Source organism: Alcaligenes faecalis, from assembly GCF_005311025.1.
In the GTDB taxonomy this organism is placed as follows: Bacteria; Pseudomonadota; Gammaproteobacteria; order Burkholderiales; family Burkholderiaceae_B; genus Alcaligenes; species Alcaligenes phenolicus.
On the sequence record NZ_CP031747.1, the window covers coordinates 2,382,678 to 2,397,982 of the forward strand.

9 protein-coding genes, 1 pseudogene and 2 riboswitches are annotated in these 15,305 nt (G+C 57.8%); of the genes and pseudogenes, 1 reads left to right on the plus strand and 9 read right to left on the minus strand.

Features of this window, described 5'->3' with window-relative positions; all coding sequences use genetic code 11:
• Positions 1-710: 710 nt before the first annotated feature.
• Positions 711-2,087: pseudogene (locus tag D0C27_RS19530) on the plus strand (ATP-dependent DNA helicase); the annotation flags it as partial.
• Here the strand turns inward: D0C27_RS19530 and D0C27_RS19535 are convergent.
• The 9 genes from D0C27_RS19535 to D0C27_RS10950 form a co-directional block, all read right to left on the minus strand.
• A complete protein-coding gene (locus D0C27_RS19535) occupies positions 2,032-3,393 on the minus strand; it encodes a D-amino acid dehydrogenase (protein WP_031232121.1) in 1,362 nt (453 codons plus the stop codon). The pseudogene D0C27_RS19530 and the gene D0C27_RS19535 sit on opposite strands and share 56 nt — an antisense overlap.
• Before the next feature lie 48 nt (positions 3,394-3,441).
• A riboswitch (glycine riboswitch) is annotated at positions 3,442-3,522 on the minus strand.
• 4 nt (positions 3,523-3,526) lie between these two features.
• Positions 3,527-3,614: riboswitch (glycine riboswitch) on the minus strand.
• Between the two features lie 91 nt (positions 3,615-3,705).
• The gene (locus D0C27_RS10915; protein WP_137430966.1) at positions 3,706-4,776 is read right to left on the minus strand and encodes an ABC transporter ATP-binding protein; all 1,071 of its coding nucleotides are present in this window, start codon (positions 4,774-4,776) and stop codon (positions 3,706-3,708) included.
• Positions 4,773-6,539, minus strand: a complete 1,767-nt coding sequence (locus D0C27_RS10920; protein ID WP_035267900.1) for an ABC transporter permease — start codon at positions 6,537-6,539, stop codon at positions 4,773-4,775. Before D0C27_RS10920 ends, D0C27_RS10915 begins: the two co-directional genes overlap by 4 nt.
• A 71-nt stretch (positions 6,540-6,610) precedes the next feature.
• Entirely contained in the window at positions 6,611-7,696 is a 1,086-nt protein-coding gene (locus D0C27_RS10925; RefSeq protein ID WP_080747931.1) for an ABC transporter substrate-binding protein, read from the minus strand.
• A 93-nt stretch (positions 7,697-7,789) separates the two neighbouring features.
• Positions 7,790-10,327, minus strand: a complete 2,538-nt coding sequence (locus tag D0C27_RS10930; protein WP_137430967.1) for a sensor histidine kinase — start codon at positions 10,325-10,327, stop codon at positions 7,790-7,792.
• Positions 10,327-11,001, minus strand: a complete 675-nt coding sequence (locus tag D0C27_RS10935) for a response regulator transcription factor (RefSeq protein WP_035267896.1) — start codon at positions 10,999-11,001, stop codon at positions 10,327-10,329. Before D0C27_RS10935 ends, D0C27_RS10930 begins: the two co-directional genes overlap by 1 nt.
• Before the next feature lie 81 nt (positions 11,002-11,082).
• Positions 11,083-12,843, minus strand: a complete 1,761-nt coding sequence (gene nadB, locus D0C27_RS10940; RefSeq protein WP_137430968.1) for an L-aspartate oxidase — start codon at positions 12,841-12,843, stop codon at positions 11,083-11,085.
• Entirely contained in the window at positions 12,843-13,982 is a 1,140-nt protein-coding gene (nadA, locus tag D0C27_RS10945; protein WP_137430969.1) for a quinolinate synthase NadA, read from the minus strand. The genes nadB and nadA overlap by 1 nt, the downstream gene beginning before the upstream one ends.
• Positions 13,983-14,186: 204 nt before the next feature.
• Complete coding sequence (locus D0C27_RS10950) at positions 14,187-15,233, minus strand: NADP(H)-dependent aldo-keto reductase (protein ID WP_035267880.1); 1,047 nt, start codon at positions 15,231-15,233, stop codon at positions 14,187-14,189.
• Between the last annotated feature and the right edge of the window lie 72 nt (positions 15,234-15,305).

Sequence of the window (15,305 nt, forward strand, 5' to 3'; positions counted from 1 at the left end):
CACAGGAAGGTATCCTTGGCCACCAGCAGCTAAAGCTGCGTCGCCCCGAGCACTATGAAGCCGAAGTGCCCCTGTCGTACGAGATGGAAGGACTGCTGGTGCGTGGTCGAGCCGATGGGTTTGATCCTGTCAGCAACTGCCTGGAGGAGCTGAAAACCTATCGTGGGGCCTTTGATGCTATCCCCGAGCACCATAGACGTCTGCATCAGGCACAAGCCAAGGTCTATGCCGCCATCTTGTGCCAGGAGCGTGATTTGCCGGGGATGACGGTTAGCGTGGTGTATTACCACGTGGACAAGCATAAAGAGACCAGCATCTCCGAGTATCTGGAGCGCGCAGCGCTGTGGGCCTTTTTCGAGGAGCAATGCCGCGCTTATGTAGAGTGGGGGCGGCAGGAGCAAAAACACAGGCTGGCGCGCGATCAAGCTTGTACAGCGTTGCAGTTTCCCTATGAACAATTTCGTGCCGGTCAGCGACAGCTAGCCGTGGCCGCGTTCCGGGCCCAACGTGACGCACAGTGCCTCTTAGCCCAAGCGCCCACCGGTATTGGCAAAACCTTGGCCGTCGTATTTCCAGGCCTGAAGGCCATGCCCGAGGCGGGTTTGGATAAGCTGTTTTATCTGACGGCCAAGAACTCCGGTCGGCAAATGGCGCTGGACGCCTTGCAGCGCTTAAGCCCGGAAGGCGAGGGTGCGTGGCGGGTGCTGGAAATGGTGGCTCGCGACAAGCAGTGTCCCAATCCGGATAAAGCCTGTCATGGCCAATCCTGTCCCCTGGCCGAAGGATTTTATGATCGCCTTCCGGCTGCTCGTCAGCAAGCTCTGGAACAACCCATGCTGACTAGCCAGCGCTTGCAGCAAGTGGCTAGCGAGCATCAGGTTTGCCCCTATTATTTGAGCCAGGAAATGCTGCGTTGGGCAGACGCTATTGTGGGCGACTACAACTACTTTTTCGACACGCATGCGGTGCTGTATAGCCAGACCCTGGCCCAGCAATGGCGCAGCGCGGTTCTGGTGGACGAGGCTCACAATCTGGTTGAACGTGCCCGTTCCATGTATTCCGCGTCTTTCTCGCAAGTGCAGTTGCGCATGGCGCGTAAAGCCTCGCCTTCGGCCTTGAAGCGTCATTTCGCCCCCTTGACTCGCTTGATGGAGGACTTGATACCCGAGGAAGGCGGCGACCAATGGGGGCTGGAAAAGATCCCGGAGGATCTGCTGGAGCAGTGCGACTATCTGGCGGCCCGTTTAGGGGCTTATGTGGCCGAGAATCCCATGCCGCAAGACAGCCCCTTGCTGCAGTTCTATTTCGAGCTGCTGTACTTTGTGGACCTGGCCGGACAGTTCGGCTCGCATTCCTTATTCGATATTTTGGCGCAGCGCGATGGCGTGCTCCTGAACTTGCGCAATATCGTGCCTGCTCCGTTTCTGGCCGAACGCTATGGCGACGCGCACGGGGTAGTGCTGTTCTCTGGCACCATGAACCCCTCGCAGTTTTATCGTGATGTTTTGGGTCTGCCGCCCAGCACAGCAGAGTTGAACGTGGCATCTCCTTATCGGGCTGAGCAGTTGCGGGTACGTCAATATGCCGGTCTGTCCACGCGCTATGCCGACCGGGCCCAGAGCCTGAGCGGCGTTTGCGATATTGTCGGGCAGGCGTATCAGGAGCAGCCGGGCAACTATCTCTTGTTTTTGAGCAGCTTTGATTATCTGCAGCAGGTCAGTCAGGCCTTGCAGGAGCGCTGGCCGGATATGCCGCTTTGGCATCAGCAACCGGGCATGAGCGATCTGCAAAGAACGCAGTTTCTGGACCGCTTCACGCTGGATGGGAAGGGAGTGGGTTTAGCGGTGCTGGGTGGGGCGTTTTCAGAAGGGGTGGATTTACCCGGTAAACGCTTGATCGGTGCTTTTATTGCCACCTTGGGTTTGCCGCAGTTCAATCCGGCTAATGAGTCCGTCAAACAAGTCATGGCCCGGCTCTTTGGGGAGCGGCGGGCCTATGACTATACCTATCTGTATCCGGGACTACGCAAGATTACACAGGCCGCGGGTCGTGTGATTCGCGATGAACAGGATCAAGGCTTTGTGTATCTGCTGGACGAGCGCTATGGGCAGCGGCGGGTGCAGCAGTTGCTGCCGGACTGGTGGCAAATTGAGCAGGTGCGGACTGACGCTCGTTCTGGGCAATCACTTCGGTAATGATTTGTGCGGTGGCGGCCGACAGCGTCCAGCCCAAGTGACCGTGGCCGGTGTTGTAGTAGACGCCAGGGCGGCTGCCTGCTTTTACGCGCGGCATCATGTCCGGCATCATGGGGCGCAAGCCAGCCCACGGTACAACACGGTCGGTAGCCGCGTCGTGGAAGTTGCGACGGGTCCAGTTGGTCAGCGGGGCGATACGGTCGGCGCGAATGTCCTTGTTGGCGCCGTTGTATTCCGCCGTACCGGCCACACGCAGGCGGTCCTTGCCCAGACGGCTGGTCACAATCTTGGCTTCTTCGTCCAGCAAACTGACCCAAGGGGCGGCATGTTGGGCTTCCGGCGTATCCAGGTACACGGAGATCGAATAGCCTTTGACCGGGTAGATGTTGATGTAGTCGCCCAGCATATGGGCCAAGTGACGGCTACCCACGCCAGCGCAAACTACCAAGGAATCCACAGACAGTGTATGGGTGTGGGCTTCAGCGCCTTCACCGGTACGCAACTGGATGCGGTGTGGTGGGCCGCAATCAATACCCAGGACTTCCGTATCTTGCAGGAACTTCACGCCGCGCTTGGCGCAGGCATCGGCCAAGCCGCGTGTGTATTTATGAATATCGCCTGTGGCGTCCGAAGGCGTAAAGAAACCGCCGTAGTAGGTGCCTTGCAGAGCAGGTTCGATCTGGTGGATTTCTTCGTTGGTAACCGTGCGGCGTTCCAAGCCGCCTTTGTGCAGCAGCTGGCTGACTTTCTTGCCAGATTCAAAGCCGCCGGGGGTGTGGTAGATGTGCAGAATGCCGCGCTGTTCCAGGTCGAAATCAATGTTTTCGTCCTTGGCCCACTGGTACAGATTCTCGCGGGCGCTGATGGCCAGCTTGACGGTGTCCACGGTGTTGCGCTCGTAACCGGAAATCGCGCCCACAAATTGCGCCATCCAGCTGTATTTATGCCAGCTTGGTTTGGGGTTGAACAGCAGTGGGGCGTCTTTGCGCATCATCCACTTCAAGCCCTTGAGAATGGTGCTGCGGCTGTTCCAGACTTCGGCGTTGCACGCAGACAGCTGTCCGCCGTTGGCGAAGGAGGTTTCCATCGCGGGGTAGCGCAGGCGGTCGATAACGGTAACTTGATAGCCTTTCAGGCTGAGGGCGTAGGCGGTGGTGATTCCGGAAATACCGGCGCCAATGACGGCAATATGCGACATAACAGGCTCCTGACAGGTGAATTACCACCGAGTAGTGGCAATACCCCATCTGTCCTGTGACCTGAGAGTTTATCCAACCTGTGTGTCTGGCTGGGCTCCTTCGGTGGGCGTCAAACGCCGCTCTCCAGAGTGTCGGGCTGGTACGATCCTTTTGCCTGAGAGATTCCGGGGTGGTTGCTCCGTCGGCGCCTGACTGAACAGGTCTCTTTCATACCGCCTGTAGTGACGCGACTACAGTAGCTGTGCTTACAAAAGTTTGCAATCAGGGTAAACCGGGAGCCGCTGGGGGCAACTCCCGGTTTGGGCTGGGGATCAGGAGGGGTAAATCCACAGTTTGGAGGGTGGCAATTGCAGGTGATGCACACCACTGGGCAGGGGCTCGGGCCCGAAAGCACGCAAGGTGCCGGCAGACGGGTCGGCCATGCGGAAAACGTGCTCCCACTTGTCGCCCAGGTACATGCTGGTGGACAGTTGTAGTTGCAGCGTATCGGGGCCGGGTTGTGCATTCAACTGCACTTGTTCGACACGAATCACGGCGGTGGCTTGCTGGCCAGCGTTCAGGGGAGCGGCGGCATGGCCCCACAATTCCCAGCCGGACCCACTTAGGCGAATTTGCTGGTCACGTTGTTCCGTCACCTTGCCTTGCAGACGGTTGTTCGAGCCCATGAACTCGGCGGTGTACAGTGTCTTGGGATTGCTGTAGACCTCTTGCGGGCTACCTTGCTGCTCGATTTCGCCACCATTCAGCAGCAAGATCCGATCCGAAATTGCCATGGCTTCCGCCTGGTCATGGGTCACCATCAAAGCCGACAAACCCATCTGCACAATCAGCTCGCGAAGGAAGACGCGGGCTTCTTCGCGCAGCTTGGCATCCAGGTTGGAGAGCGGCTCGTCCAGCAAGATCACAGGCGGGTTATAGACCAGAGCACGCGCAATGGCGACACGTTGTTGTTGCCCGCCAGACAGCTGGCTGGGATAGCGTTCGCCCAGGCCTTTCAAGCCCAGCTGATCCAGAATGGCATCCACTTTCTGGCGGCTTTCCGCTTTGGGTGTCTTGCGCAGCGTCAAGGGGTAAGCGACGTTCTCCTGCACCGTCATGTGTGGCCACAAGGCGTAGGACTGGAACACCAGGCCCAGATTGCGGGCTTCGGCGGGCAGGTCGATACGGGCCTGCGAGTCGTACAGCACGTCATTATTGATGGCGATGCGGCCCTGGGATGGTTGTTCCAGCCCGGCAACGGCGCGCAGCAAGGTGGTTTTGCCGCTGCCCGAGGCACCCAGCAGGGAAACCACTTCGCCTTTGTTCAGGCTCATGGAGACCCCTTTCAAAACGGGGTTGCGGTCGTAGGCCAGGTGGATATTGTCTACAGTCAGCTCGGTCATCGTAGTTTCACTCCGAAGCGCAATGCGATGGTCAGGCCAATGACCACCAGAACGATATTAATAAAAGACAGGGCAGCCACAATGTCGATGGCACCCGTGGCCCACAGGGAAACCAGCATGGAGCCAATGGTTTCCGTACCAGGCGTCAGCAAGTACACGCCGGTGGAGTACTCCCGCTCGAAAATCAGGAACATCAGTAACCAGGAGCCAATCAGGCCGAATTTCGCCAAAGGCAGGGTGATCTGTCGTGTGACCTGACCGGGGCGGGCACCCGTACTGCGGGCCGCCTCTTCCAGCTCAGGACCCACTTGCAGCAGGGTGGAGGAGATCAGGCGCAAGCCATAAGCCATCCAAACCACGCTATAGGCCAGCCACACACTGAAGATGGTGCTACGCAGGGCACGCATGGGACCGACGACCGAGCCTCGCAGCCATTCCGCCATGGGCAATACCGACAACCAGCCGTTTTCCAGGGACTGGTCCAGCCACATGGGCACGAACAGGAACATCCACAAGAAGGCCAGACCGGCCAGCAGACCGGGCACCGCACGTGGCACCAGTACGCTGTAGTCCAGGAAGCGGGTGATGCCGTCTGGCTTGCGGTGCATGGCCAAACCGATAAAGGTGTAGCAGATCACTGCCAAGGCACCCCCAAACACACCAATCGCGATCGAGTTCAGAATGGCGCGCAGCAGGTTGGCTTGCCCAAAGACTTGTCTGAATGCATCCAGAGAAAGCACGTCCATCAGCGACACCCCAATGCCCCAGTTGGACACAAAGGCACGCAGCACCACGCCGACAACCGGCACGATCACGGTAAAGAACAGCCACAGTGCAACCAGTGTGGCGGCAGCCCAGCGCCAGCGGCCCAGTGGCAGCGAGCGTGCTTGGGAAGCCTTGCCCTTGACGGTTACAAAGCGGTTGGCGGTACGCATCAGACGGCGTTGCAGCATCACCAGAGGAATGGTCATGGCGATCAGAATTACGGCAACCGCGGCCATCAGGTGATAGGACGGGATGCCCAGCTTGTTGGTCAGCTTGTACAAGTAGGTGGCCAGGACCAGGTGGCCCTCGGGATCACCCAGCACCAGAACCAGACCAAACACTTCCAGGCCCAGGAAAAACAGCAGTACGCAGGCATAGAGAATGGCCGGGCGAACCATGGGCAGGCTGACCGAGCGCATTACTTGCCAAGGGCTGGCACCGGCACTACGGGCGGCTTCTTCCACGTCCGAACCCATGCTGCGCAGGGCGGAGGAAATGTACAGGTAGGCGTGTGGAACGTGGGTCAGACCGGCAATGATGACAATGCTGGTGAAGGAATAAATGTTCCAGGGCACAAAACCGATCAGGTCCAGCGTCCAGGTGGAGAAAAATCCGACAGGCCCGGCGGCAACAATGTAGCCAAAGCCCAGCACCATGGGAGAGACAAAAATGGGGACCAGAATCAGCGGTTCAATCCAGGTACGACCCGGCAAATCGGTACGCACCATCAGGAAAGCAAGAATGCCACCTAAAGGAATCGAGATACCGGCCAGGCCAAAGGCCATGATGAAACCGCTACCCAGGGCTTTGTAAAAGTCCGGGTCGTCGAAAATAAAACGGAAGGCATCCAGCCCCAGAGACTTGTCAGCCGCGAAGAAAGGGGCGGATAGCAGGCTTTGGATGATGATCAGGCTAAGCGGCACATAAATGGCCAATGCCGTTATCAGAACAACGACATGGCGCGGCCAGGCCTGCCACCGAAGGCGTAAGGCTTGCATGATAAGGATTCCAGGCGGAAAAGAGGCGGGGTGGCGGCAGGGGCCGCCACCCGATTCAAAGGCGAAGCGTCTTACTTATTGGCGGCAGCGCGCCATTGCTTGATGAAGTCCAGACGTTCCTTTTGTTTCAGGAAGTCCAGCAGGGACGAATCCACCGGGATGGGGGTCAGTTCCACACCCGCCAGTTTCTTGGTCAGGCCGTCCACGTCGTTATCGCCTTCCACGTCAGAGCGAATCGAAGCCAGTTCCGATTTGTTGGCCAGGATGTCCTGACCGTCTTTGGATAGCATGTAGTCCAGGAAGACACGGGCAGCGTTGGGGTTTTGTGCCTTGTTGCTGATGAAGGCCACGCGCGACAGAACCAGGGTGTAGTCCGAGGGGTACACAATGCCGATGGCTTTATCCTTGGCGGCGCGGGTTTCCGCATACGAACCGAGCAAGTTGTAGCCAATCAGGTTTTCACCCGAGCTGACGCGCTCCATCATGGTGCCGGTGGACGATTGCAGAACCAGATTGGCCGAGCCTACGCCCTTGATGAAATCCCAGTAGCTGTCGCCTTTCTTGCTGTCCTGAGCGGCCAGCATATAGCCCACAGCGGATTTCTCGATGTCGTAGGTGGTGACCTTGTTGCGGAAACGGTCCTTATCGCTTTCGACCAATTTAGCCAGTTCGGCGTGGGTCTTGGGCACTTCCTCGGGTTTGATCAAACGGTTGTTGTAGATGAACACCGTAGGCTCGTAGGTGGTGCCAAATGCCTTGTTTTCCCAAACGGCCCAGCTGGGCAGGGAGGGAATTTCAGGGGAGGCGTAGCTGGCGGCGTAGTCCGTGGCCAGGCGCATGGCCGAATCCATGGACGAACTCCAGACCACGTCACCACTATTGCTGCCCGAGGCTTGTTCGCTGATGTAGCGGTTGTACAGCTCGGTGCTGTTCATGTCGTGGTATTCGACTTTGATCTTGGGGTTGGCCGCTTCAAAGGCGGAAATCAGCGGAGCGGCTGCCTTGGTATCGGTCGTTGAGTAGACGATGACCTTGCCTTCTTTTTCGGCGGCTTGCGCTTGATCGCCTTGTGCCCAGGCCGCTTGACCGGCAAGCATGCTGGCACTGAGTGACAGGGCTAGCAGGCTAAGGCGGCTAGGGATGGTGAATGCTGACATTCGAGTCTCCTTGGTTTGGAGTCCCGTCATGATGCGGGACTTTTTTAGGATCAATGTCATTCCATTGTGTTGACACTAGCTGTCAGCATCCTGTCACTGCTGATAGGGAACATCCCCTAGTCCGGTGGGCGTGTCCGTGACCAGACGCCGCCAGTTTTGTAGGAAGCGCTGGCGTCGAGTGGGGTCCAGACCCACCAGCAAGGAAGGGTTCAGGATAAGTGGTTGAACGATTCCAATTGATTGATTTGAAACGAGTTTTGTAAACCAGCTGCCGGTTTCGATGGCATTGAGCGGACCTAATCCAGCTGGACCCGCAATGGTTTGCTGTCCGCGGGGCGAGAGCAAATAATCGATAAAAGTGGCGGCCAAATCCGGTCGACGAGCCTGTTTGTGAATCAGGGCGCTGCGGGTAAACACCGAGACGTAATCGCTGGGAACGACGATGGCAATGTCCGAACCGGCTTTTTGACGGGCTCGGGCATAAGAGCCCAGCACGTTGTAGGCCACATCCAGCGTGCCATTGTCCAGATCGTCCAGAATGGCGCCGGTATTGGCATACAAGCGGGTGCCGACACGCCCCAGGGCATTGGCCATCCCCCAGAAGGTGGAGGAGGTGCGTTCGTCGTAGAGCGCAAACAGATAGCCCACGCCACTGATCTGGATGTCGTAGGTGCCGACGCGTCCCATCAAGCTGCCGCTATTGCGCTCCAGCAGTCGGAGCAGGGCCTCGCGGGAGGCGGGTAAATCGGGCGGTAAACGGGACGGGGCGTAGGCGATGACAGCCGGTTCCAGTGTGAAGCCGAACACCTCATTGCGCCAGCGTGCCCAGTTGGGCATGGCATTGGTCAGGCTGGACGAGTAGGGGCGAGCGTAGCCATCGTTAGCCAGCTTCACCTGCAAGTCCGAGGCCGAGCTGATCAGCAAATCCGTGTCAGGCAGGCTGCCTTCAGTGGTATGCCGATACAGGGCCGTGGAGTCCATTTCGTGGTAGAGAATGCTGACCTGAGGCTGGATTTGCTGGAAGTCGTGGACCAGCACTTCAAACAGCTCCGTATCGGTAGGACCCGCGATCACCAACAAAGGCTGATCGTCTGTTTTTTGCTTGGGAGCAAGCGCCGGGTACTCATGACTGCGTATACCCATATCAGGCCGTGCGATTTTGTCCTGGGCATGAGTGGTATCGGGGTTTGCAAGCAGGCCCGTCAATGCCAAGGCCAGAATCGCCAGCGTCTGTGGCAGGGTGTTTGCAGGTTTGGGACCTTGGATCAGCGCCGGGATTTCGATGCGGACCGTCAGCCCTTGCGGCGAGTGATCACGCAAGAGCAGGGTTCCCTGATGCGCTTGCACTACTGTGCGCACGATCGACAGCCCCAAGCCCGAGCCTGGTCTACCTTGACTGCTGGGGCCGCGCTGAAAGCGCTCCAGCAAGCGGGTTTTGTCCTCGTCGCTGATGCCGGGGCCCAGGTCAGAAACATCAAATACCACCAAGCCACTGGGCCGGGTATAGATGCGTACCGAAATGTGCTCCTCGCTGTAGAGCATGGCGTTGTCGATCACGTTGCGCAGCATTTCTCGCAGTGAAACGTGGTCGCCCAAGACCTGGGCACGCCGCGCCGAAGGAGTAATGTGGACTTGCAGCCGATGCGCACGGTCCGGGTCCACACGCCCTTGGATTTCCTGAATCAGTGGGGGCACGTCCAAGGGGCGCATGGTGCTGCGATCCAGACGATGGCTGACCGTGGCATCCATCAGCAATTGGTTCAGCAAATGGGTAGCATGGGTGGTGTTGTTCAGAATCCGTTGCAGACGCGGGCGTACGGCCTCCGAGCCGGGCTGATCCATGGCTAGCTGGGTTTGCAGGTGCACGGCCGCCAAAGGCGTGCGAATCTGATGGGCCGCATCGGCGACCAAGTTGTTCAGGGTGCCTACCGCGGTTTGCAGACGCTGCATGAAGGCATTCAGAGTGTCGACCAGGCGGTGAATCTCCTTGGGTACTGGCGTGTCTATGGGCTGCAGGTTGTCGTGAGAGCGTTCCCTTAGCGCGGTCTCCAATTCCGCCAAGGGGGCGAAGGCACGGCGTATTCCCAGACTGGTAATCATCAGTGCCAGCAAAATCAGGCCCGTTAGCGATAAGGTACTGCGGCCCAGCAGCTCGTCGGCCAGCGCCTGCCGGGTTCCCAAGGTTTCGGCCACGCGTATGGTGATCCAGCCCCGGCCTAGCGAGTGCTCGCCCGTCAGCAAGCGCCCGATCGTGGCGACCCGCACGGGCGTGTCGTGATAGCTGATCGTGTCATAACGGGGGTCAGAACTGTTGGCGGGTGGGAGAGTCTCTCCCAAGTCCGGGTAGCCGGAAATCAGCCCACTGGTGGAGCGCACACTGTAAAAAATGTGCTCCTGTTCGGGCAGCATGGCCATGGCCGAGTAGGGCAGTTCCAGGGAGAGCTCGCCTTCATCAATTTGAATGGCGTTGGCAATGGTCAGGGCGGAGGCTTTCAGAAGCCGGTCATAAGCGGAATCGGCAGCGCGCTGGGCGTATTGGCGTGACGCCAGACCCAGGGCCAAAAGGGCGGCGGCCAATAGACACACCGCCAGCGCCAGCACACGCTGCTGGATGGATAGGGCGCGGCGCATTAGCTGACATCGCCCAGGCTAGCCATGTAGCCGGTGCCACGCACCGTGTCGATGCGAATGGCAATATCGCTAAGCTTGCGCCGCAGACGGGAGACATGCAGCTCTACGGCATTGGGACTGGAGTCTTCATCAAAGTTGAATAGCTGCATCATCAGCCGTTCTTTGGTGACGACTTGCCCGGCACGACTCAGGAGCAATTCCAGCAGGCAGAATTCGCGCTGACCAAACTCCACGGTTTGATCCCGGCTATTGATGCGCCGCGCTGCGATATCAATACTGACGTGTCCCAACTGCCAGATTTCTGCTTGCGTGGTAGCGGGGCGACGCATCAGGGCGCGCAGCCGTGCTTCCAGTTCGCGCAGATCAAAGGGTTTGACCAGATAATCGTCCGCCCCCAGGTCCAGCATGGAAACACGGTCCTCGATTTCTGATCGAGCCGTCATTACCAGTACGGGCAAGCTGGGCGTTTGCCGACGTAGATGCCGCAAAATACTGAAGCCGTCCTGATCGGGCAGCATGATGTCCAAGAGCAGGACATCCCAATTATCCATTTCCAGATAGCGCAGGGCCTGCTCGCCATTCATGACCCACTCCACGCTATGACCGCCCGCGCTGAGCCGGCTGGCGATGGCCTCTCCCAAATCCTCATTGTCCTCGACCATGAGTAATCGCATATTGCCTCCATCGGATGGGCTCCTGCATGTTGAGGTGCCTCTTGATTTGATTTTTTATTCTATCCCATGGAGGGCAGGCACCTAATCGACCCTGAAATGCGCCCCCAGGCTGTGTGGACGAGCCAAGGCAGCCTGGGTCAGCAGCCAGGCGGTGTCCAGTTGCAGGCTTAGACTGGCTTGTTCTTGGGTGCAGGGGAGTTGGCGGATCTGTTCGCGCCAATCATCAAGGGTGCGCAGGGCGAAGGTCAGGCCCTGGCGATTGCGCAACAGGCCGACATGCTCTTGCATCAAGCTGCGCAAGGCGGGCAGGGAGGGTGGATTGTTTGTGGATGGGCTGCGGTTTTTACTGTTGCCGTTGCTATAGCTATTGTTTTTGCCATAGTGACGTCCTTTGTCGTTGATTATGTTTTCCATTGCATTGGCTGCCGCCGCAGTCATAAGGGAATGTCTTGGGTTTGGGGTCGAGCGCGAACTAGCGTTCAAACTCAAACCCCAATTCGGGCCGACACTAGCCTGGGAACTGGAACTGGAACTGGAACTGGAACTGGAACTGGAGTTTGGATTGGAGTTCTTGTATGAACATGAACGTGACATCGAACTTGTATTTGCAACATCTGTCTCAGGGACCAAAGCTGAACGCTGGTTTCTCTTGCTTCCAGCAATCGCCTCGGCAGCCGCCCGCCCCATGACGACACACTCCAGCAAGGAGTTGCTGGCCAATCGATTTGCCCCATGCAAACCTGTGCAGGCCACTTCACCCACGGCGTACAAACCAGCTACCGTCGTGCGGCCTGACAAGTCTGTTTCAATCCCTCCGCAGCTGTAGTGCGCGGCAGGTGCTACCGGCACCCAATCCTGACGTAAATCCAGTCCTCGCCGCAAACCTTCTTCCAATGCTTTCGGGAAATGCTGCTGCAAAGTGTCCGCACCAAGATGGCGTACATCCAGCCAGACATGGCTGCTACCTTCTTGCCGCATCTGTGCGGCAATAGCACGCGACACAATATCGCGTGGAGCCAGCTCCGCTCTGGCGTCGTAATCCGGCATGAAGCGGCGACCTTGCTTGTCCAGCAGATGTCCACCCTCACCACGCAAGGCTTCGGTTAGCAAGAAGGTGGGACCCTCGGCATGCAAGCAGGTCGGATGAAACTGCACAAACTCCAGATCGCGTATCGCCGCACCAGCGCGCCAGGCCAGGGCAATGCCTTCTCCCAAGGCGCTATCGGGATTGGTGCTGTGCGCGTACAGGCTACCTAGCCCACCAGTTGCCAACACGACATGATCCGCCAACATAGTTTCGTAGCGACGAGTGTGCTTGTCGTAGATATCCACGCCAGCCACCGCGCCTTGCTTATTGCGGCGCAGGTCTAATGCCAGGCAGTCTGTACGCTGCTGGATATGAGAGGCTTGAGTCAATTGGGGCAGGAGAGCCTGCATGATGGCGTAACCACTGGCATCGGCCGCGTGTACGATGCGTCGCTGGCTGTGCCCACCCTCGCGAGTCAGGTGCAATTGGCCATCTTCCGTTCTGTCCAGAGGAACCCGCTTTTTCAGTAGCCAATGCACCGCTTCTGGCGCTGCTTGCAAAATCCCGCGCACCGCTTCTTTATCCGAGTGCCGAGCACCCGCTTCCAGCGTGTCTTCAATGTGTTGTTCCAGACTGTCCTGGGCACTGAGTACGGCGGCCAGACCTCCCAAGGCCATCGGGCTGGCCCCACAGGGAGCGGGGGCGCTGCTGAGCAGAGTCACTTTCATGGTGGAGGGCAAGGATAGAGCCAGACTGGTGCCAGCCAGCCCCGCACCGATGATTAACACCTCCGTCTGTGTCGAGCCTGATTGCATCAAGCAGCTCCTACATGCTGGAACTGCTGACTGTGCTCGGCCAGGTCAGCACTAACGCGCAAATTGTTCTGCTGAGCGGCAGCAAAATCCATCATGCGTTGCAAAGAACGTCGGGCGCCTTCACGCAGGTCAGGATCTACTTGAATGCCAGGGCCTGGTTGACTTAATCGTTGATGCAGTGCTTCCAGACTGTTCAAGGCCATCCAGGGGCAAAAGGCGCAGCTTTTGCAGGTAGCACTTTCGCCCGCGGTAGGGGCGGCCAAAAAGGTTTTGCTCGGCGCTTGCTGGCGCATGGCATGCAAAATTCCTTGATCGGTAGCGACGATAAAGGTGTCGGCAGAACGATTGATGGCAGCGCGCAGTAGCTGCGTTGTCGAACCAACCACATCTGCCAGCGCAACAACAGAAGCGGGTGATTCAGGATGCACCAGCACCTGGGCATCGGGGTGCTCGCTCATCAAGGCTTTCAAGCCATCGGCCTTGAATTCGTCATGGACCAGACAGGAGCCTTGCCAAAGCAGCATGTCTGCGCCGGTTTGCTTTTGGATATAAGAGCCCAAATGACGATCCGGTGCCCACAGAATTTTTTTCCCTTGGGCATGTAAATGCCGCACGATGTCCAGGGCGATGGAGGACGTCACCACCCAATCCGCCTGGGCTTTGACAGCCGCGCTGGTATTGGCATACACCACCACCTCCCGATCCGGATGCGCAGCACAGAATTGCTTGAAATCCTCGGGGGCGCAACCTAGATCCAGAGAACACGTCGCCTCGTCATGTACGGCCAGTACGCGCTTTTCAGGGCTCAGAATTTTGGCGGATTCAGCCATAAAGCCCACGCCAGCTACCAAGACCGTGCTGGCCTCATGTTCCTGCCCAAAGCGCGCCATTTCTAAGGAGTCGCCCACGCAGCCACCGGTTTCCAAGGCCAGGTCTTGAATATCCGGGTCTGTGTAGTAGTGGGCCACCAGTACGGCGTCTTGCTCTTTCAACTGCTTGGCCAGAGCTTGCTTCAAAGCGGCCTTATCGCTTTGCAGATTGAGTTTGGAAGGAACTTCATGCCAGGTAATCTGACGGCTCAAAGTGTCCTTGGCGTCGGGCTGACAGACATCCACGGGGAAATGCTGAATCATGTTCATCCTTGATGCTCATTTTGAGCATAAATAGAATAAAAAAATGGGGAATATGAATTTCTGATTCGAAAGAAGCGCGTCTCTATTGTTATGCTTTTTTTGAGCATAAATAAAAAAACAGCACACTGCAAGCACAAGAGCAGGGTAGGGAAAGAAAAAAGAGGGGTGCCCCGCCTTGGACGCCTGGGCCCAAGGCGGGGTGAAAGCCAGTTAAGGCGCTGGGTTCGGAGTGTGGTGATGAATAGCGTTGATCTTGGCAACTAACTCATCACTTAATTGAACATCTGCACTGGCGATGTTCTCGCGCAGTTGTTCCAGCGTAGTCGCACCGATCAGGTTGCTGCTGGTAAAGGCTTGCTGGTTCACCCAGGCCAAGGCCAATTGGGTAGGCGTCAAACCGTATTCGCGAGCCAGTTCGTTGTAGGCCAACGCGGCCTCACGAGCGCGGGGAGCATCGTAGCGCGTGAAACGGTCGTACAGCGTCAACCGTCCTTTCTCGGGACGAGCTCCGTTGTCATATTTGCCCGTCAACACACCCATCGCCAAAGGTGAATAGGCCAGCAGACCCAGGCCTTCATAACGGCAGAATTCGGACAGCCCTTCTTCAAACACGCGGTTCAGCAGGTTGTAGGGGTTCTGGATCGTGGCAATCAAAGGCAGAGAGCGGGAGCGCGACAGCTCCAGAAATCGCGAAACACCCCAAGGCGTTTCATTGGAGACACCTATGTGACGTATCTTGCCTTGACGCACAAAGTCATCCAGTACCGACAAGGTTTCCTCGATGGGGATAGTGTCTTCTTCTTTCCACGGGTAGCTGCGCTGCCCAAATGTCACCGTGCTGCGATCTGGCCAGTGCAGCTGATACAGGTCCAGATAGTCCGTTTGCAGTCGACGCAGGCTGTCATGCAGGGCTTGTTCCAGATTCTTGCGATCCAGGCTGGTACCGCCATTGCGGATATGACCAGGGCGTTTGGGGTCACGTTGGGGGCCAGCAATTTTGCTGGCCAGAACAATGTCCTTGCGGCGGCCGGTTTTAGCCAGCCAGGTGCCGATATATTGCTCGGTCAAACCTTGCGTAGCCGCCATAGGGGGCACAGGGTACATCTCGGCGGTATCCACCAGATTCACACCCAGTTCCAAAGCAAGGTCCAGTTGAGCGTGCGCATCGGCCTCGCTGTTCTGTTCCCCGTATGTCATGGTGCCCAAGCCAATCAGGCTGACATCCAGGTCTGTATTGCCCAGCTTGCGGTATTTCATTTGCTTCGACTCCCGAAAGCGCAGGGCCGGGCGGCCCTACAAACCGTGCATGGTAGCGTATTTAGTCAGCCT

Excerpts from the sequence above, each read along its gene's own strand:
- D0C27_RS19535 (WP_031232121.1), bottom strand. The coding sequence starts at position 3,393 with ATGTCGCATATTGCCGTCATTGGCGCCGGTATTTCCGGAATCACCACC.
- D0C27_RS10915 (WP_137430966.1), bottom strand. The coding sequence starts at position 4,776 with ATGACCGAGCTGACTGTAGACAATATCCACCTGGCCTACGACCGCAAC.
- D0C27_RS10920 (WP_035267900.1), bottom strand. The coding sequence starts at position 6,539 with ATGCAAGCCTTACGCCTTCGGTGGCAGGCCTGGCCGCGCCATGTCGTT.
- D0C27_RS10925 (WP_080747931.1), bottom strand. The coding sequence starts at position 7,696 with ATGTCAGCATTCACCATCCCTAGCCGCCTTAGCCTGCTAGCCCTGTCA.
- D0C27_RS10930 (WP_137430967.1), bottom strand. The coding sequence starts at position 10,327 with ATGCGCCGCGCCCTATCCATCCAGCAGCGTGTGCTGGCGCTGGCGGTG.
- D0C27_RS10935 (WP_035267896.1), bottom strand. The coding sequence starts at position 11,001 with ATGCGATTACTCATGGTCGAGGACAATGAGGATTTGGGAGAGGCCATC.
- nadB (WP_137430968.1), bottom strand. The coding sequence starts at position 12,843 with ATGCAATCAGGCTCGACACAGACGGAGGTGTTAATCATCGGTGCGGGG.
- nadA (WP_137430969.1), bottom strand. The coding sequence starts at position 13,982 with ATGAACATGATTCAGCATTTCCCCGTGGATGTCTGTCAGCCCGACGCC.
- D0C27_RS10950 (WP_035267880.1), bottom strand. The coding sequence starts at position 15,233 with ATGAAATACCGCAAGCTGGGCAATACAGACCTGGATGTCAGCCTGATT.